This is a genomic window from Kribbella sp. CA-293567 (assembly GCF_027627575.1).
Classification (GTDB): domain Bacteria; phylum Actinomycetota; class Actinomycetes; order Propionibacteriales; family Kribbellaceae; genus Kribbella.
This window is the reverse complement of the sequence record NZ_CP114065.1, coordinates 2,613,507-2,629,981: the sequence shown is the minus strand read 5'-3', so window position 1 is coordinate 2,629,981 and position 16,475 is coordinate 2,613,507. Positions and strand designations below refer to the sequence as shown.

The 16,475-nt window shown below is 67.6% G+C and carries 16 protein-coding genes; 7 read left to right on the top strand and 9 right to left on the bottom strand.

Translation table 11 applies throughout. The features are described 5' to 3' along the window. Positions 1-39: 39 nt before the first annotated feature. The 3 genes from OX958_RS12640 to OX958_RS12630 form a co-directional block, all read right to left on the bottom strand. On the bottom strand, positions 40-1,173 hold the full coding sequence (locus OX958_RS12640; protein WP_270137506.1) for a D-alanine--D-alanine ligase family protein: 1,134 nt from the start codon (positions 1,171-1,173) through the stop codon (positions 40-42). 112 nt (positions 1,174-1,285) lie between these two features. Next, positions 1,286-1,480, bottom strand: a complete 195-nt coding sequence (locus tag OX958_RS12635) for a ferredoxin (RefSeq protein ID WP_270137505.1) — start codon at positions 1,478-1,480, stop codon at positions 1,286-1,288. 14 nt (positions 1,481-1,494) lie between these two features. Next, positions 1,495-2,727 (bottom strand): cytochrome P450, encoded by a 1,233-nt coding sequence (locus OX958_RS12630; RefSeq protein ID WP_270137504.1) that lies wholly within the window; start codon positions 2,725-2,727, stop codon positions 1,495-1,497. Between the two features lie 154 nt (positions 2,728-2,881). Between OX958_RS12630 and OX958_RS12625 the strand changes: the two genes are divergently transcribed. Both OX958_RS12625 and OX958_RS12620 read left to right on the top strand, forming a co-directional pair. Continuing rightward, the gene (locus tag OX958_RS12625; RefSeq protein ID WP_270137503.1) at positions 2,882-3,475 is read left to right on the top strand and encodes a TetR/AcrR family transcriptional regulator; all 594 of its coding nucleotides are present in this window, start codon (positions 2,882-2,884) and stop codon (positions 3,473-3,475) included. A gap of 24 nt (positions 3,476-3,499) precedes the next feature. Further along, entirely contained in the window at positions 3,500-4,606 is a 1,107-nt protein-coding gene (locus OX958_RS12620; protein WP_270137502.1) for a trans-sulfuration enzyme family protein, read from the top strand. 15 nt (positions 4,607-4,621) lie between these two features. On the opposite strand, the gene OX958_RS12615 is transcribed toward OX958_RS12620, so the two are convergent. The 3 genes from OX958_RS12615 to OX958_RS12605 are packed head-to-tail and all read right to left on the bottom strand — an operon-like array spanning position 4,622 to position 9,598. Continuing rightward, on the bottom strand, positions 4,622-6,403 hold the full coding sequence (locus tag OX958_RS12615; RefSeq protein WP_270137500.1) for an ABC transporter ATP-binding protein: 1,782 nt from the start codon (positions 6,401-6,403) through the stop codon (positions 4,622-4,624). Beyond that, positions 6,387-8,264 carry an ATP-binding cassette domain-containing protein gene (locus tag OX958_RS12610; RefSeq protein WP_270137498.1) on the bottom strand — a complete coding sequence of 626 codons (1,878 nt, stop codon included), beginning with the start codon at positions 8,262-8,264 and terminating at the stop codon, positions 6,387-6,389. Before OX958_RS12610 ends, OX958_RS12615 begins: the two co-directional genes overlap by 17 nt. A 44-nt stretch (positions 8,265-8,308) precedes the next feature. Further along, positions 8,309-9,598: a DegT/DnrJ/EryC1/StrS family aminotransferase gene (locus OX958_RS12605; protein WP_270137497.1), complete on the bottom strand. Its 1,290-nt coding sequence runs from the start codon at positions 9,596-9,598 to the stop codon at positions 8,309-8,311. 126 nt (positions 9,599-9,724) lie between these two features. Here OX958_RS12605 and queC point away from each other — a divergent pair, with 126 nt between their 5' ends. The 5 genes from queC (at position 9,725) to folE (ending at position 13,338) form a co-directional block, all read left to right on the top strand. Continuing rightward, positions 9,725-10,426, top strand: coding sequence for a 7-cyano-7-deazaguanine synthase QueC (gene queC / locus OX958_RS12600; protein ID WP_270137496.1), 702 nt, complete (start codon positions 9,725-9,727; stop codon positions 10,424-10,426). Between the two features lie 22 nt (positions 10,427-10,448). Then, on the top strand, positions 10,449-11,441 hold the full coding sequence (locus tag OX958_RS12595; RefSeq protein ID WP_270137495.1) for a phosphotransferase enzyme family protein: 993 nt from the start codon (positions 10,449-10,451) through the stop codon (positions 11,439-11,441). 138 nt (positions 11,442-11,579) lie between these two features. Continuing rightward, positions 11,580-12,023: a 6-pyruvoyl trahydropterin synthase family protein gene (locus OX958_RS12590; protein WP_270137494.1), complete on the top strand. Its 444-nt coding sequence runs from the start codon at positions 11,580-11,582 to the stop codon at positions 12,021-12,023. Next, on the top strand, positions 12,020-12,742 hold the full coding sequence (locus OX958_RS12585; protein WP_270137493.1) for a 7-carboxy-7-deazaguanine synthase QueE: 723 nt from the start codon (positions 12,020-12,022) through the stop codon (positions 12,740-12,742). The genes OX958_RS12590 and OX958_RS12585 overlap by 4 nt, the downstream gene beginning before the upstream one ends. Beyond that, a complete protein-coding gene (folE, locus tag OX958_RS12580; protein ID WP_270137492.1) occupies positions 12,742-13,338 on the top strand; it encodes a GTP cyclohydrolase I in 597 nt (198 codons plus the stop codon). The genes OX958_RS12585 and folE overlap by 1 nt, the downstream gene beginning before the upstream one ends. A gap of 20 nt (positions 13,339-13,358) precedes the next feature. Here the strand turns inward: folE and OX958_RS12575 are convergent, their stop codons facing one another. The 3 genes from OX958_RS12575 to OX958_RS12565 are packed head-to-tail and all read right to left on the bottom strand — an operon-like array spanning position 13,359 to position 16,451. Further along, the gene (locus tag OX958_RS12575; RefSeq protein ID WP_270137491.1) at positions 13,359-15,062 is read right to left on the bottom strand and encodes a GMC oxidoreductase; all 1,704 of its coding nucleotides are present in this window, start codon (positions 15,060-15,062) and stop codon (positions 13,359-13,361) included. Beyond that, positions 15,055-15,681 (bottom strand): gluconate 2-dehydrogenase subunit 3 family protein, encoded by a 627-nt coding sequence (locus OX958_RS12570; RefSeq protein ID WP_270137490.1) that lies wholly within the window; start codon positions 15,679-15,681, stop codon positions 15,055-15,057. The genes OX958_RS12575 and OX958_RS12570 overlap by 8 nt, the downstream gene beginning before the upstream one ends. Then, positions 15,678-16,451, bottom strand: coding sequence for a glycosyltransferase family 2 protein (locus tag OX958_RS12565; RefSeq protein ID WP_270137489.1), 774 nt, complete (start codon positions 16,449-16,451; stop codon positions 15,678-15,680). The genes OX958_RS12570 and OX958_RS12565 overlap by 4 nt, the downstream gene beginning before the upstream one ends. Positions 16,452-16,475 lie beyond the last annotated feature (24 nt).

Sequence of the window (16,475 nt, the reverse complement as noted above, 5' to 3'; positions counted from 1 at the left end):
CCAGGGCCGGAAGCAACGCTGTTCAGGTAGCGGAGGTCGTCAGCGGAGCCCGGTCGGACGAGTCATCGCGAGGGTCAGCAGCCGGTCGACCAGTTGCTTGTAGTCGACCCCCGTCTCGGCCCAGAGCCGCGGGAACATGCTGGTCGGGGTGAAGCCCGGCATGGTGTTGATCTCGTTGATGACAACCTGTTCGTCGGCGTCCAGGAAGAAGTCGACCCGGGCCAGGCCTTCGCCCTCGATCGCGTCGAACGCGACCAGTGCCTTCGCCCGGATCTCCGCCGCGATGTGCTCCGGCAGCTCGGCCGGCACCGACAGCGCGGTGTACTCCTCGCCCTCCGGCAGGTACTTCGTCTCGAAGTCGTAGAAGTCGTGGCCGCCGCCGGAGACCGAGATCTCGCCGCAGACGCTGACCTCGGCGGGACCACCGTTCAGCCCACCCAGGACGCCGACCTCGATCTCGCGCGGGCTCTTGGCCGACGCCTCGACGATCACCTTCGGGTCGTGGGCGCGCGCCTCGGCGACGGCCGCGTCGATCTCCTCGAAGTTGTTGACCTTGCTGATCCCGAGGCTGGAACCGCCCCGGGCCGGCTTCACGAAGACGGGGTAGCCGAGCTGGTCGACCGCGTCCCGGCAGCCCTGCGGGTCGCGGGTCCAGTCCCGGTCGCGGATCACGACGTACGGCGTGACGCCGAGCCCGGCGGCCTCGAAGACGACCTTCATATAGTGCTTGTCCATGCCGACAGCGCTCGCCAGGACGCCGGATCCGACGTACCGGATGTCCGACATCTCCAGCAGACCCTGCAGCGTGCCGTCCTCGCCCCACGGGCCGTGCAGCAGCGGGAAGACGACGTCCACCTCGCCCAGCGTGCTCGGCACCTCGCCCGGCTCGGTCACGACCAGCTCGCGGTCCGCGCCGAACAGGACCGGCAGCGCGGTCACGTCGACCTCCGGGAGCTTGCCGTCGGTGATCGACAGCCGCTCCGGGTCGCCGCTCTCCAGCACCCAGTGGCCGCTGGTGGTGATGCCGACCGGGACGACGTCGTACTTGTCCCGGTCGATCACCTGCAGCACGTTGGCCGCGGTGACGCAGGAGATCGCGTGCTCGCTCGACCGGCCGCCGAAAACTACCGCGACGCGGGGCTTGCTTTTTTCTTCCCTCGAGTACTCACTCACCGGCTCGACGATAGCGGCACTTCCGGGCGGCTTTGACCAGGGTTCAGTTAAGAACTCTTCAGATTGCTGTCCGTCACCCGGCGATCGGGAGCCGACCGCCGCCAACACCACGTCACTCGCTGAGGTGGATCGCCCTGGCCGGACAGAGCAGCGCCGCCTCGCGAGTGGCGTCGTACTGGTCGACTTCGGGGGTCTGCAGCAGGATCGCGACGCCGTCCTCGTCGCGCTGGTCGAACACGTCCGGAGCCGCCAGCACACACTGCCCGGCCGCGACGCAACTCTCCTGGTCGATCTTGACGTCCATCATCGGTCTCCTTTCGCTCAGCGGTCCCAGGTGACCGGCAGCGCCGTCACGCCGTACACGAGGGTGTTGTCCTTGAACTTGATCTCTTCGAACGGCACCGCCAGCCGCAGCGACGGGATCCGCCGGTAGAGCCGGGTGTAGACCTCCTGCAGCTCGATCCGGGCGAGTTGTTGCCCAAGGCACTGATGTGGGCCGAAGCCGAAGGCCAGGTGCGCGGAGGCCTTGCGGGACAGGTCGATCCGGCCGGGGTCCGGGAAGGCCACCTCGTCCCGGTTGCCGGACGACAGCGCCGCCACCAGGTACTCCCCCGCCCTGAGCGTGTCGTCGCCGAGCGGGATGTCCTCCATCACCTGCCGGAACAGGCCGAACTGGATGACGGTCAGGTAGCGCAGCATCTCCTCGACCGCCGTCGGAGCCAGCTCCGGCTTGGCCCGCAACTCGTCGAGGTGCTCGGGATTGCGCAGCAGCGCCAGTGTGCTGAGGCCGATCATGTTGGCGGTGGTCTCGTGACCGGCGATCAGCAACGTGATGCCGATCGAGACCAGCTCGGGCACGGTCAGCGGATTGCCCTGTTCTTCGGCGCGGGTGATCAGCCGGGACAGCAGGTCGTCGTCACGTTTCTCCAGCTTGGCCAGCACCAGGCCCGCCATGTACTGGTTGATCTCGTCGCTGACCCGCAGCACCTCCTCCTCGGGCCGGTCGACCGAGACCAGCACCGCGGAACGCTCCTGGAACTCGTCGCGATCGGCGTACGGGACGCCGAGGAGTTCGCAGATCACCAGCGACGGGATCGGCAGCGCGAACGCCTGCACCAGGTCGACCGGCCCTTCGCTCGCGAGCATCGCGTCGATGTGGTCCTCGATCAGCTCCTGGATCCGTGGCCGCAGCGCCTGCACCCGCTTGACGGTGAACTCGCTCGTCAGCAGCCGGCGCAGGTGCGCGTGCCGCTCCCCGTCGTTCTGCAGGATCGACCCCGAGTCGGCCTCCCTGTCCAGGTCCGCCTCCGGCACCACGTGCGTCGACGGCGCCAGCCGGGAGCTCAACCGGCGATCGGAGAGTACCGACCGCACGTCGTCGTACCGGCTGAACACCCAGGCGTCGACACCGGCCGGGGTGGACACCTTCGTCGGGCCGGCGGTGTCCCGCAGCGCGGTGTACCCCGTGGCCGGATCGAACGGGCAGCCGCTCGGGCGGCCCGCGGGGAAGGACGGCTGGGCGCTCTCGGTGGCTCCGCTGGTGGTCTGGGTCATCGGCAAGATCCTCGCTTCGATGTTTGAGCAGGGGAGGAATTTGGTAGTAACTACCATATGACTGCAGAAGCCATTTAAACTCGACCGTCGGCGCGTCGAGGGGCGTGTACGCTGCCCGCACGTACCGGACCGGCGTACGAGCAAGGGGCAGGGCATGGGTCTTCGGGAGCTCAAGCGGGAGCGCACTCGCCGGCTGATCTCGGACAAGGCGTTCGAACTGTTCACCGACAACGGTTTCGGCCGGACCACGGTGGAGCAGATCGCCGCGGCCGCCGAGGTGGGACCGAGCACGCTCTACCGGTACTACCCGACCAAGGAGACGCTGGTCCTGGAGTTCGTCGAGGACAGCATGTTCGGGGCACTGGACTGGTTCCGCGAGCAGCCTGCCGAGCTGGACCTGCCCGACGGTCTGCAGAGCGTGATCGGGCTGGTGCTCGACCAGTTGGAGCGGAACCCCGACCGGGTGCGGGCCGTCTACGAGCTGGCCGGGCAGACCCCGTCGGTGGGCGCGCGTCTGGCCGAGGTGACCTGGCGCTGGCGCAACGAGCTGACCGTGGAGCTGACCAAACGGCTGGCCGGCGACTCGGTCGAGTTCACTGCCGCCCTGGCCGCCGGCACGATCATGAACATCATCGAGATCGTCGTGCAGACCTGGGTCGACAACCCCGACGGCACTGAGGTGAAGGACCTGGCCCACGAGGCGATGGGCCTGTTGCGCGGCGGCGGTATCCCGCTCCCGACCGCGTAGTCCCTGGCAGGGACAATCAGGGCCATGACCCCTGACCTGGATCCCTCCACCGTCGTCGTGCACGCCGGCCGCCCCGCCCGAGTGCCTGACGCGCCGCTGGGTGAGTCGCCTGTCTTCAGCTCGACGTACATCGCCGGTGGGAGCAGGGGCTACGGCCGCTTCGACAACGACGCCTGGGCGGCGCTGGAGACGACACTCGGCGCACTCGAAGGCGGTCGCGGGTTGAGCTTCGCTTCGGGCATGGCGGCTGCTGCTGCGGTTTGCGACCTCGTACCGGTCGGGGGCCGGATTGTCGCGCCGCTGCACGCCTACAGCGGCGTACTGGCTCTACTGGACCAGCAGGCGGCGGCTGGGCGCCTGACGGTCGATCGGGTCGACATTGCCGACAGTGCAGCAGTGTCAGCCGCAGTAGTCGGTGCAGACATGCTTTGGGTCGAGTCGCCGACCAACCCGGCGATGGAGGTCGCTGACATCCCAGCGGTCGCCGCTGCAGGCCGTACTGCGGGTGCCACGGTCGTAGTCGACAACACGTTCGCCACACCGCTCCTGCAGCAGCCGCTGTCGATGGGCGCCGACATTGTGGTGCACTCGGCAACCAAGTTCATCGCCGGCCACTCGGACGTCGTACTGGGTGCTGTGATCACCAACTCCGACGACCTGTGGTCTGCTCTGGAGCTACGCCGCCGGAGCCTGGGCGCGATCCCCGGCCCGATGGAAGCGTTCCTCGCCCTGCGCGGCCTCCGCACCCTCGCCCTGCGCCTCGAACGAGCCCAGGCCAACGCTGCCTTCCTGGCCGCCCGTCTCCTGGACCACCCCCGGGTCTCGAAGGTCCGCTACCCCGGTCTTGCCGACGACCCCGGCCACGCCCGCGCAGCCGCCCAGATGTCCGGCTTCGGCGCCATCCTGGCCTTCGAACTCGGCGGCGACGCGCTCGGCGCTCAGCGGGTCTGCGAATCCACCACCCTCTGGGTCCACGCCACCAGCCTCGGCGGCGTGGAGTCGATGCTCGAACGCCGCCGCCGCTGGGCCATCGAGGTGCCGACCATCCCTGAGGACCTCATCCGGCTCTCCGTCGGCATCGAGCACCCCGACGACCTCTGGGCAGACCTGGCTCAGGCGCTCAAGGCCTGAGGTCAGGCCGGCCGGTCAGCGGTAACCGCGTGCTTGAAGTCGGTAGAGCTCCGCATACCTCCCTTGGGCAGCAAGCAATATTTCATGACTTCCCTGTTCGATCACGCGGCCGCCGTCCAGGACAACGATCAGGTCGGCGGCAGCAACAGTGGAGAAGCGGTGGGTGACGAGCAGCGTGATGAGGCCCAGATGGCGGCCGGCCCGGGCGGCCCGCGTGTACCGCTCGAACAGGGCGTGCTCCGTGTGAGCATCCAGCGCCGCGGTCGGTTCATCGAGCATCAGCAGCAGAGGGCTCTCCCGCATCATCCCTCGGGCCAGTGCGAGCCGCTGCCACTGGCCGCCGGAGATGTCGACACCCTGCGGCCAGCTCGATCCCAGCTGCGTCTCCAGCCCGTTCGGCAGCGATGCCAGCACCTCCGCCGCCGCGCCGCGGTCCAAGGCCCGGTCGATGCGCTCTCGGTTGGTCAGCTGTTCCAGGTCCCCGAGGCCGACGTTCTGCCCGGCGGTCAGCTCGAAACGGGCGTAATCCTGGAAGGCACCGGACAGTCTTTTGCGCCAGGCAACGATATCGAAACCGGCCAGGTCCTCGCCGTCCAGCTGGATCTGTCCGGCGGTCGGCCGGGACAGACCTGCGAGCAGCTTCACCAGCGTTGACTTTCCCGCCCCGTTCTCCCCCACCACGGCAACGATGGATCCCGCCGGTAGTTCGAGTGACAAGTCCTTCAGGACAGGCTGTCCGCCCGACTCGTAGCGATAGCTGACCTCCGTCAGCTGGATGCCCTTCCGAAGCCGGCGCGGCGGCGTTTGCGTCCCTCCGTGCTGCCGAAGTACGACACGCTCGTAGTCCAGCAGCCAGAGAATCCGGCCGGCGGTGCGGGCGACCTGGCTCAGATTGTCGATGGTTCGTTGCATCACGTCGCCGATGGACTGCAGGCGTCCGATCAGCAACAGTGCGAGCACCATCGCCTCGATACGCTGCCGACCGGCGATGATGTCGGTCAGCATCCAGCCGAGCACTGTGACGGCGACGCCGAAGAAGAGCAGGCTGCCGACGATCTGAACACCGGACTTCTTGCGGGTTGCCAAGACGTAAGGCCGCCGCCAGCGGGCCGAGGTGTCCCGGACTCTGCGCCGCAGGTCCTCGGTCAGCCCGAAGATCCGGACCTCCGCACCGGAGACCGGGCGGACCAGCAGGTCGAGCAACTGGCCGGCAAGCCGGCCGTGCTGCGCGGCGGCGTCCTCCGCAACTCCCTGCCACCGGACGAACCAGCGTGCCGCGGCGACGGTTGGCAGACCGGCCAGGGCAACCAGGACGAGCCTCCAGTCGGCGGTACTGGCAAGGGCGATCGTGCCTCCGACCAGAACCAGGTTGTTGAAGCTGTTGAGGAGCATGTTGGTCGCCAGGCCGAGTGACCACTCTTGATCGCGGATCGTCTGCATCTGGTCCAGATAGGCGGCAGACTCCAGGTGATCGGTGGTGGGGATCGAGGCTGCCGTCATGGCGATCCGGTTGCCGAACGCGTAGCCGACCCGTTCCAGTTGCCCGATCCTGGCATTCACCCCCACGAGGTTGAGCAGCAACCGGACCGTGGAAACCGCCATGAAGGCCGCGGTGGCCGTCACGATCCGGCCGCGATCCCCTGCGACCACGCCGCCGACGAACCACGCCAGGAAGAGCGGCTGCAGCAACCGGCAGCCGACAGCCGCCGTTTCGCACAGGCAGAGCAACGTCTGAACGGGGCTGACCCGAATCGCCGTGGAGACGACCAGCCAGAACGCCCTAACTGTTTGCCTCATCGTCTGCCCCGCCTCCCGGTGTGAATCTGGCGGCCTGCAGAGCGAAGAGCCGGGCGTACGAGCCGCCGGCAGCGAGCAGTTCCTCGTGGCTTCCGTCTTCGACGATTCGGGATCCCCCCGCTCCGGACTCCGCGAGGACCACGATCCGCCCGGCATGCCGCACACTCGAGAGACGATGGCTCACCAAGAGCGTGGTGACACCGCGGGTGATCTCGAGGAAACGATCGAACAGCTCGGCCTCAGCCCGAACGTCCATGGCCGCAGTCGGCTCATCGAGCACCAGAATCCCGCAGCCGGAGTCAACCGCGGCCAATGCCCGCGCCAGCGCGACGCGCTGCCACTGACCGACCGACAGATCGGTACCGCCGGTGTACTGGGCCGACAGGACAGTGTCCCAGCCGTCCTCGAGTCGATCGAGCAACTTCTTGCCGCCCGCGTCGGACAGGACCTGCTCGAGAAAGGGCGTGTCTCTCCGACGGTCGCGCGCGCCGGCCGCGACGTTGTCACGGAGCGGCAACGGGTAGCGGACGAAGTCCTGGAACACCACCGCCACTCTGCGCCGGGCTGCCGAGTTGGTCGCCGGGTCTTTCCCGTCGATCGCGATCGCTCCGGACTGGCAGGGATAGAGGCCGCAGAGGAGCTTGATCACCGTGGACTTGCCTGCGCCGTTCAGACCGACCAGCGCGACGGACTGTCCGGCTGGGATGTCCAAGGTGAGGCCGGCCAGCGCCGGAGCATCCCGGGAGGGGTAGCGGAAGGTCACGTCGCGGATCGAGATCACCGCCGCACCAGGGGATTTCACCGCCGGAACGTCAGGTTGGGGGCGCCGCACGGGGAACAGCGGTAGTCCGTACTCCGCGCGTAGCCTGGCCAGCTCGGCCACCGTCGACGTGGTCCGCGCCAAGGAGGTCTGCGCGTCATTCTGCGGCCCGAAAGCTTCCAGCGCCAGGACCGCCTGGACCAGGGTGACCAAGGCGCCTGCCGCGATCGCACCGGCAAGGGCATCTCTGGCAAGCAAGTAGAACAGCAATCCTGTCGAGATCAGCGGAGCGGACACCGCCGCTGTGGTGATGCGCAAGCCACGCGAGCGGTTGGCCCAGACGACTCGCATCGCCGCCGTCCAGGAGGCCGCGTACTGGGCCGAGAGCCAGCCTGCCAGGCCGAAGAGACGGATCTCTTTGGCGGCGGCCGTTCCGGTCAGCGCTTGATGGAAGTACTCGGCACGGCGCCGATCGTTGCCGGTGACATCGAGGAGCTCATCGAACAAGGTGCCGCTCCAGCTGGCGAACCCCTTGCTCAGAACGAGCCAGCCGAGGGCGCCGAGGGCGGCCGCCCACCAGTTCCAGGTGGCCAGCACGAACAGCGCCCCTAAGCCTCCGAGCCGGATGGCGACATGTTCCCACACCACATCGACCCCCGCCAGGAACAGCCAGTCCGTCGGCGCCTGGGCGAGTGCGGATAGTCGCCCTGCGGACGCCGGCTCCTCCAGATGCGCAATGCCGTAAGGATGTGACGCGGTTTCCGCGGTCATGTCCCGCACTGTGAGCAGGTAGGCGGCGGAGACCTCTTGCCCCGTAGCCATCAGCAGAGCGCCGGCCACCGGAGCCAGCACCAACAGGACTGCGGTGGCGGCGAACCACTGCCACGCGTCTTGCGCCGCTGCCGAACCGGTCCCTTGCTGGATTGCCTGTGCCAGGGCCCCGACGAGACCGCCGACAGTGACCAAGGTGCCCGTTCGGGCGGCCGCCATCGTCAGCGACAGGAACAGGGACACGCTCGCCCAGCCTGGTGCCGATCGCCACATCAATCGGCCGTGCAGGGCGTAGCGACGCAGTACCGGCACGGGGTCGAAGGGGGACATGAGCGACAGGCTGGCACAGGACCACCCGGCTGCGCACGACTCGATCAGCCAGGAACAGACCAGGATCGGCGCTGCGACAGGACTTTCTCGAGTGCGGTGGCGATACAGCGCATGTCCTCCTGGTCGCCGAGCAGAACACGATGAGGCAGCGTGAGGAACTGCTGCCTGGCCTGGCGTGCCGCGGGGAGGTCGAAGTTCCTGGGATCGAGTTTGGGCAGCAAGGCCGGGTCGTACTTTCGCGGGGAACCCATCGGGTTGTACAGGGTGCAGTCGTTGAGCGGATCGTGCAGCGGCTCCAGCGTCAGTTGCAACTCGGCGCTGAGCTCCTCCCGGATCTCCTCGACCTCCACGGGCTGGAACAAGGCAGGGTCGAGCCGCAGGCAGTACCGGTAGTAGGTCCGTCGGGTCATCCTCGGATCGGGGACCAGACCGCTCACCCCTGCGAATCCGGCCAGCAGCCCGTCGAGAACCGTCGCCATCTCCTGCCGATGACGATTCTCCTCATCGAGCCGCTGGAGCCGACCGAGCAGGACCGCTGCCTGAATCTCGGACAAGCACAGGTTCCGCCCTTGGACGTCTCCGCGATCTTCGAGGTCCGGGGCGCCGAGGCCGACCGGGCCGCGGGAGTAGCGCCGCCCGTCGGCCCGGTACTGCTCCATCCGGTCTGCCAGCTCCGCATCGCGGGTCAAGCATGCTCCGCCCTCCCCCGACGTCAGAACTTTCGAATCCTGCATGCTGAAGGTGGCGATGTCGCCGTACGACCCAACCGGCCTGTCCGCATACATCGCGCCGTGCGCCTGGGCGCAGTCTTCGACCACTGCCAGCTTGTACCGCGCACTCAGCTTCTCGAAGGCGCCGATGTCAGCCGTGTTGCCTGTGTAGTGGACCAGGAGGACAGCCTCGGTCGCTTTGGTGATCGCAGCCTCGGCCGCGGCGGGTGACATGCACAGCGTCTGTGGGTCGATGTCGACCAGAACGGGGACCAGGCCCGCGCCGGCCACCGCCGACGCACAGGCCACCCAGGTCATCCCCGGCACCAGCACCTCGGCGCCCCGGCTCAGCCCGAGCGCCTCGAACGCGATGGTCAGCGCACTGGTTCCACTGGTGGTCGGGATGCAGTGCGGTACCTCGTGATAGGCCGCGAACGCCTTCGCGAACCGTCGCTCGAACAGTTCCAGGCCGTTGCTCATCTCGCTGATCGCCCAGCGTCCCGACCGCAGGACCTCCAACACCAGCCGCTCGGTCTCGGCGTCGCTCCGCGGCCACGAAGGCCATGGGTCCTGACGCAGCGGAATACCGCCGTGCAAAGCCAATGAATCGGCAGAGAGAGGCATTCGATCCTCCTGGACAAGAGGGAGCGGAAATCGCGATCGTAGGAAGTCGCTCACAGACCCGAATATCGACAACGGCCAGCTGGAATCCGGACCCGATGTTAGCGAAGATCACTCTTGGGAGGAACTATGGAAAAAGCAGGCAATACTGCCGTGGTGCTGCTCAGCGGTGGCCTTGATTCGACCACCGTGCTGGCGATCGCCGCCGATGCCGGGCACGACCTCCACACGATCAGTTTCGACTACGGCCAGCGGCATGTGGAGGAACTGAGGATGGCCGCGCAGGCCGCTGCCGAGTACGGCGCAGTGCGGCACAACGTGGTGAAGCTCGACCGGGGCCTGCTCGGCGGTTCGGCGCTGACGGACCCCTCCATCCCCGTGCCGCACCGGAATCGCCCCGCGCCGATCGACCTGGACGCCGCAGTCACCTACGTACCGGCGCGCAACACCGTGTTCCTCGCGATGGCACTCGCCTACGCCGAGTCGGTGGGCTGCACGGACATCTATCTCGGCGTGAGCAGCGCCGACGGCAACAGCTATCCCGATTGCCGGCCCGCCTACATCGAGGCCTTCGAACAGATGGCCAACCTCGGCACCCGCACGGACAGCCGGCCGATCCGGATCCTGGCCCCACTACTGCACCTCACCAAGGCCGAGACCGTACGACGAGGTCTCGCGCTCGGCGTCGACTACAGCGAGACGCTCAGTTGTTTCGATCCTCAGCACACTGCGCCCTGCGGAACCTGCGACGCCTGCCTTCTTCGCCGGCACGCGTTCGCGACCGTCGGCGTTCAGGATCCTGCGGTTCACCGAGTCGTGCGTGGCCACTGAACCATCCCTATAGTGGCTCATCATGCCGGTATCGAAGTCCGCAGAACCGCCAGCCGCCGCTTGGTCGAGCATCCTGGCGAACCCGCAGGTCGAGCCGCTGGTGCACACCAATCCGGATGTGCGGCTGTGGTCGGTACGCACCGGCGATGGCTCGGAGTACCTGCTGCGATCCTTCGGACGCTGGCGTCCGGGCGCCAGTCTGGCCGACGAGTATCGCGTTCTGCTGCACTTGAAGGACTCCGGCATCCCCGTCGCGGTACCGATCGTCAGCGACGACGCGACGTTGGCCGTCAAGGACGGGGACGACAACTACGTTCTGGTCCCCAGGCTCGCCGTCGACAACGGTGACCATGAACTGCGGCCCGACGCCGCCGAGGTCTGTCTCCGGATCGGATCGGCGCTGGGCGTTCTGCACGCGGCGCTCGCGCGATATCCCTGGCCGGTGAAGGCCTACCAACTCGATCTCGCCCACCAGGCCTTCGACGAGGGGGCTCCGAAACTCCCCACCGACCTCCGGAAAGACTCGATCAGCCCGCACGAATCCGCGGCAGCCGCGGCCTTGGAAGGCCTACCGACTCAGCTGATCCACGGCGACTGCAACGCCGGCAACGTCCTGCTCAGCGACGGCCAGGTGTCCGGCTTCATCGATCTCGACCACCTACCGGTCGGGGAACGCATCTACGATCTCGCCTACTACCTGGTGCATTCCGTCCGCGCCGTCGTCGCGCGACCGGCCGCCACCGAGAGCCGGGGCGCAACGTTCCTGTCCCTGGTCCGCCGGTACGTCGATGGCTACGACGCCACCAATCCGCTGTCCTCGGCCGAACGCGCGGCCCTCCCGGCAGCGATGCTGGCCGCCGAGGTCTCACTCACCTCGTGGAGCCACGTACTGATCACCGAGCTGCAGTATCGCGCCGGCCCGGACGAGCCGGCCACCTACCAGCTCGGCGCCACCTCGCTGAACTGGATCAGCCGGCATTTCGCGCACCTGACCGAAGCGATCGGCCCGAACTGATTCGGTGCTAATTCACCGCCGTTCCGAAATATCCGGGACGGCGGTTCGCATGTTACCGTCGAAATTCCCTGCACAAGACCTGCGCCAGTCCGCAGAATTCAGCCAACCAGCCGTTGATCGCATTCCCTTGGAGAATTCGTGACGTCCGTGGTTGTTCGCCATAATTTCGAGGCCGGCCACCGGCTCCCGCAGCTCGGTGGAAAGTGCCAGAATCTGCATGGCCATTCCTGGTGGGCCGAGGTGACGGTCTCCGGCCGGCCGGACGCGACCGGCGTCGTGGTCGACTTCGGAGTGCTGAAGAAGGCGCTGAGGACCTGGATCGACGCCGAGCTGGACCACGCTTCGATGCTGGGGGATGCGGACCCGCTCGTGATTCCGCTGCTGGCGGCGGGCTCGAGAGTGTTCCGGTTCGGCCGGTCCGGACCCTCCGACGGCCTCGACTGGCCGACTGTCGAGAACGTCGCCCTCCTGGTGGCACGGGTCGCGACCGGCATCGTCGCCGACCTGGGGCAGGACCACCTGGCCGTTTCGCGGGTCCGCGTGAGCGAGACGCATCTCAATGCCGCCGAGGTCACCTTGTGACCGATTCGCCGCCGGACCTGCTCACCCTTCCGCTCTCGGAGGTGTTCGGTCCGACCATCCAGGGCGAAGGGCCGGCGGCCGGACGATCGGCATGGTTCCTCCGGCTCGGTGGATGCAACCTTGCCTGCTCGTGGTGCGACACGGCCTACACCTGGGACGCATCGCGCTACGACCTGAGGCGGGAGATCCGGCACACCGAAGTACAGGAGATCATCTCCAGCCTTCCCATGGAGGTCCTGGTGATCGTGACCGGGGGTGAGCCGCTCCTTCAGCAGGACCAGGCGTCCTGGCGTGAACTGCTGGAGCGGCTGCGGGACCGCGGCTGCGACCTGCATCTCGAAACGAACGGCACGATCGAGCCCAACGCCGTGAGCAGAGCCCTGGTCGAGCTGTTCGTCGTCTCGCCGAAGCTCGCAAACGCCGGCAGCCACCGCGGTCACCAACAGGCCGGCCTGCATCCGGGCTGGACCGCCGTGGCTCAGGACGGCCAAGCGGAGCTCAAGGTGGTCTGTACTTCGGCCTCCGATGTCGCCGAGGTACGCCAACTCGCTGATCAGGTCGGCTGGCCCCGGCGTGGAGTGTGGGTGATGCCTGAAGGAACCACCCAAGAGGTTCTCGGCGCGCGCTGGCCGGTGATCGTCGACGCAGCCGCAACGCACGGTCTGAACGCGACGCATCGCCTGCATGTCCTTGCCTGGAACGAGAAAAGGGGCCATTGATGATCCATCGTGACAAGGCAGCGCTGGCTGTCGCCGATCTGCTGGTCGCACTCGGCGTCGAAGAAGGCGAACACACGGCAGGGACACCGCAGCGGGTGGCCGGCGCGTGGGCAGAGGCCTTGGCCGGGTACGACGACGATCCGGCGCGGCACCTCCAGCGCTGTTTCGGCGGCCCCGCGGATCCTGGGCTGGTGGTGGTCTCCGGGATCCGGATCGCCTCCACCTGCGCACACCACCTGCTGCCGATCATGGGTGTGGCGACAGTCGCCTACCGTCCCCACCCTGGTGATCAGATCGTTGGACTGTCCAAGCTCGTCCGGGTCGTCCAGGTCTATGCGCGCCGCCTGCAGGTGCAGGAGAGACTCGGCTACCAGGTCGCCGGTGCCGTGCAGGATTGTCTCGCCCCGATCGGCGCTGCCTGCGTGATCACCGCCGCCCACGGCTGCATGGCCTGGCGAGGGGTCCGCGACCACGACGCTGTCACCACCACTCAGGCGTTGTCCGGCGATTGGCGTGCCGAGCACCCGGACTTCCGCAGTGCGCTGGTCGAGCACGACGCCGCTGCGCGACCAGCTCGTAGCCGCGCGTTTTCTTAAGATCACTCGGTTTCCCGAGATCACCCGGCGGACAATCGACCGGCATTGCGGTGCGCCATCGCCATCAGCGTGAGTGTCGGGTTGTGCGCGCCGGACGTCGGGAAGACACTGCCATCCGCGACGAGGACGTTGTCAACGCTCCACATCCTGCCGAACGGGCCGGTCACGCTGTCCTTCGGCGACGATCCCATCGGCAGCCCGCCGAGGGTGTGCGAATCCGTCAGCACCGCACCGCCGAGCCCTGCCAGAGCGCCGCTCCGCATCTCGGGAGTGACAGTCGTCGAGGTCGCTCCGGCCGCACGCAGCAGCCTGTGCAACCAGGTTGCGTAGTACTCCTGCGCGAGCACTTCGTGCTTGTGCGGTCCGTAGTCGATTCGCGGGACCGGGATCTTTCGCCAGTCGCGAACGGTGGCATCCAGCGTCAGACGGTTCGCCCGCACCCTGAGGTCCTCGGCGTGCATCTGTAGGCCGAGTAGCGAGCGGCGGAGCAGTCCCGTCCGCATCAGCCGTTTGAAGTCGGTGCCGAATGGTCGCTCAGGGCTCAGGCGTTGCAGGATGCCGCTGTAGATGTGCCCTTCGGTGATTGGACCGATCGGCGCAATCCCGAGCGCCACCACCCCGCCTCGGATATATGGGAGACCCGCCTCCCGCGCCGCCTCCCTCGCGGTACCGAAGTCGGGATCCGCGAAGTCGTCCAGCGCATGGGTATGCCCACGGCCTGTTCCGGGATCGAGATCCTGACCGGGCAGCAGGCCGTACCCCGCCGTACACGAATGGAACATGACTCCCCTGCCGATCAGGCCGGACGGATCAGGCAGGTCCGACAGCAATGCGATCCGGATGGACTCGACGCTTGAGCCCGCCAGCACCACGAGGTCGGCGGCCACGAGTACCTCCTGGCCTCGCGGGTCGAGGTAGCTGACACCGGTCGCCCTGCCGCCGGTGTGCCGGATACTCGTGACGAAGCATCCGCTGCGGAGTTCCGCTCCCGCCCGCATCGCGCGCCGGAGTGGAATCCAAGCGCTCGCACGGGCCTCGGTCGGACACCCGAAACCGTCGCAGTGCCCACAGTCCGTGCAGGCGGCTCTCCCGTCGTACGGACGAGAGGCGATCGCCATCGGCATCGGGTACGGGTGCAGCCCGATGCTCGCTGCGGCCTGTGCGGCGATGGCAGAGGTGCGCTGCGGCACCCCCGGCGGGAGCGGAAACTGCCGGCGACGTGGGGCCCTGGCCAAGGTCGGATGGGCCGGCAGAGCCGCAATGTCTCCCTGTACGCCGAGCAGCGTCTCGATCGTCTCGTAGTGCGGCACCAGCTCGTCGTACTCGAGGGGCCAGTCGACCACCTCGGCGCCGGGGATCGGCCCGAGTAGAGAAAGCTTCTTGAAGTCGATGTCCCAGTAGCGGGGGGTCTTGGCATCCCAATGGACCGTCCCGCCTCCGACAACCGACGGCAGCGCGTTGATCTCGCCGACCACGGGTTCGGCCGGGATCGTCCGATGCACGAACACCCTCGGCTCTGCGTCCTGGTCGGGATACTCGTACCGCCGTACCGGGCCTTTGAGCTCGTCGGCGCCGAAGTGGCTGCCGGCCGGCGTCAGACGACCGTCCGGAAAAGGTGCAGGCCCTCGCTCGAGGACCAGCACATCGAACCGAGCCTCCGCCAGAACCATCGCTGCCACGCTGCCACCGGCACCGCTGCCGATCACGACAACCCGGTCAGCCATCAGCGTGGTCGCGATCGAGCAGAAGCTGGATGGCCAACGGCAACGCGCTCTCGAGCATGGCGACCATCGCCGGATCCGGTGGCGTCACCGCCGCCGGATCTGCGACAGCACTCAGCGAGGTAGGCACCGCATACGCGATGTCCTGCCAGCAGATCGCGCCGTCATTTCCGCCGTAGGCCGGATGGGAGTACATGCCTTCGACGGTGTGGGCGAACAGGGTCGAGCGGAAGTCGAGAAGTTCCGGCCGGCTGAGGATCGCGTCACGCCGGCTCACCGAAGCCCCGAGGAAGCCACCTCGGTGATGTGCCGCATCCAGCCGGCGTACGCCGTCGCGGTACACCCGGCCCAGCTCGGCCAGGCGCTTCGACCAGCCATGCTGTTGCGCACCCGTCAGCTGAAGAAAGCGCTGCGGGCCACCAGGGGGCCAGGTGATGGCGTACAGAGTCGGCGGGTTGCAGTCGAGCCCGCCGAGATGGCGATCGATGTAGCCAACCACGTTCGCCTCCCGAGCGCCGGGGTGGCCGCGCTCGGTCACGTCGTCGTCCGGACCAGGCACGAGGCGCGCGGACGCTTCGCGGATCACCTCCGCCTGGTGGTCGTCGAAGAACATCCAGCTCATTGAGAGTCTCCCGGACAGGCAGCCTCGATCCGGTCCTCCACGGTGTTGGAGAACCCCCCGAGCCGGTAGATCAGAGTCGGCCGACGGCTGCAGGCGATCGGTACTCCGGCGTCGATCAGCGAATCGAGCAGTTTGTCGTCCTCTCCGATCAGACGCGCCAGCTCCTGGTCCGAGTACTTCTCGCAGAAGCCCAGCGTGCGCACGAGGTCGGTCCGCAGCAGCCACTCCCCCGCATCGGTCATCCGGACGGCCCCCGCGGCCCGCTGGTCGTCGGCCACGTCCCGGTAGACGTTCGAACCCACAGTGACCACGCCTCGAGCGAGCAACTTCCGGTACATCGCCCTGCCCTCCTCGTCGCTGCGAGCCCAGGGGTAACGCTGTTCCAGATAAGGAGCTCGGTTGGAGTGGACCACCTGCTGCCAGGAGTACACGGCCGGCGATCCGGTGGCCTGCGCGGTCTCGAGCAGCGTGTGCAGGTGGTCCGGCGTCCAGGCGTTGTCGTCGTCCAGATAGCAGATCCAGTCGGCCCGGGCGAGTTGCGCGCCGACGTTGCGGAGCTTCGCCAGCCGCGCGGGTCCGCTGACCTCCTGGGGGCTGCGCGCGATCGGCACCGCCCGGACCGCTCCGGCCGCGACGGTCCGCAGGAAGTCAGCGGTCTGCGGGCAGTCGTCAATGACGACCAGGTGTTCGGCGACGTGTTCGCAGCATTGCGCCATGACGCCCTCGACGGCCTCGGTGAGTAATTCCGGCCGCCGACGGGTGACTGTCACCACTGAAATCTGTCGATCAAATCC

What these genes read in the sequence shown, in the direction of transcription:
- OX958_RS12570 (WP_270137490.1), bottom strand. Translation starts at nt 15,681, where the DNA reads ATGAGCTGGATGTTCTTCGACGACCACCAGGCGGAGGTGATCCGCGAA.
- OX958_RS12630 (WP_270137504.1), bottom strand. Translation starts at nt 2,727, where the DNA reads ATGACCCAGACCACCAGCGGAGCCACCGAGAGCGCCCAGCCGTCCTTC.
- OX958_RS12595 (WP_270137495.1), top strand. Translation starts at nt 10,449, where the DNA reads ATGCCGGTATCGAAGTCCGCAGAACCGCCAGCCGCCGCTTGGTCGAGC.
- OX958_RS12625 (WP_270137503.1), top strand. Translation starts at nt 2,882, where the DNA reads ATGGGTCTTCGGGAGCTCAAGCGGGAGCGCACTCGCCGGCTGATCTCG.
- queC (WP_270137496.1), top strand. Translation starts at nt 9,725, where the DNA reads ATGGAAAAAGCAGGCAATACTGCCGTGGTGCTGCTCAGCGGTGGCCTT.
- OX958_RS12610 (WP_270137498.1), bottom strand. Translation starts at nt 8,264, where the DNA reads ATGTCCCCCTTCGACCCCGTGCCGGTACTGCGTCGCTACGCCCTGCAC.
- OX958_RS12620 (WP_270137502.1), top strand. Translation starts at nt 3,500, where the DNA reads ATGACCCCTGACCTGGATCCCTCCACCGTCGTCGTGCACGCCGGCCGC.
- folE (WP_270137492.1), top strand. Translation starts at nt 12,742, where the DNA reads ATGATCCATCGTGACAAGGCAGCGCTGGCTGTCGCCGATCTGCTGGTC.
- OX958_RS12635 (WP_270137505.1), bottom strand. Translation starts at nt 1,480, where the DNA reads ATGATGGACGTCAAGATCGACCAGGAGAGTTGCGTCGCGGCCGGGCAG.
- OX958_RS12605 (WP_270137497.1), bottom strand. Translation starts at nt 9,598, where the DNA reads ATGCCTCTCTCTGCCGATTCATTGGCTTTGCACGGCGGTATTCCGCTG.
- OX958_RS12575 (WP_270137491.1), bottom strand. Translation starts at nt 15,062, where the DNA reads ATGGCTGACCGGGTTGTCGTGATCGGCAGCGGTGCCGGTGGCAGCGTG.
- OX958_RS12615 (WP_270137500.1), bottom strand. Translation starts at nt 6,403, where the DNA reads ATGAGGCAAACAGTTAGGGCGTTCTGGCTGGTCGTCTCCACGGCGATT.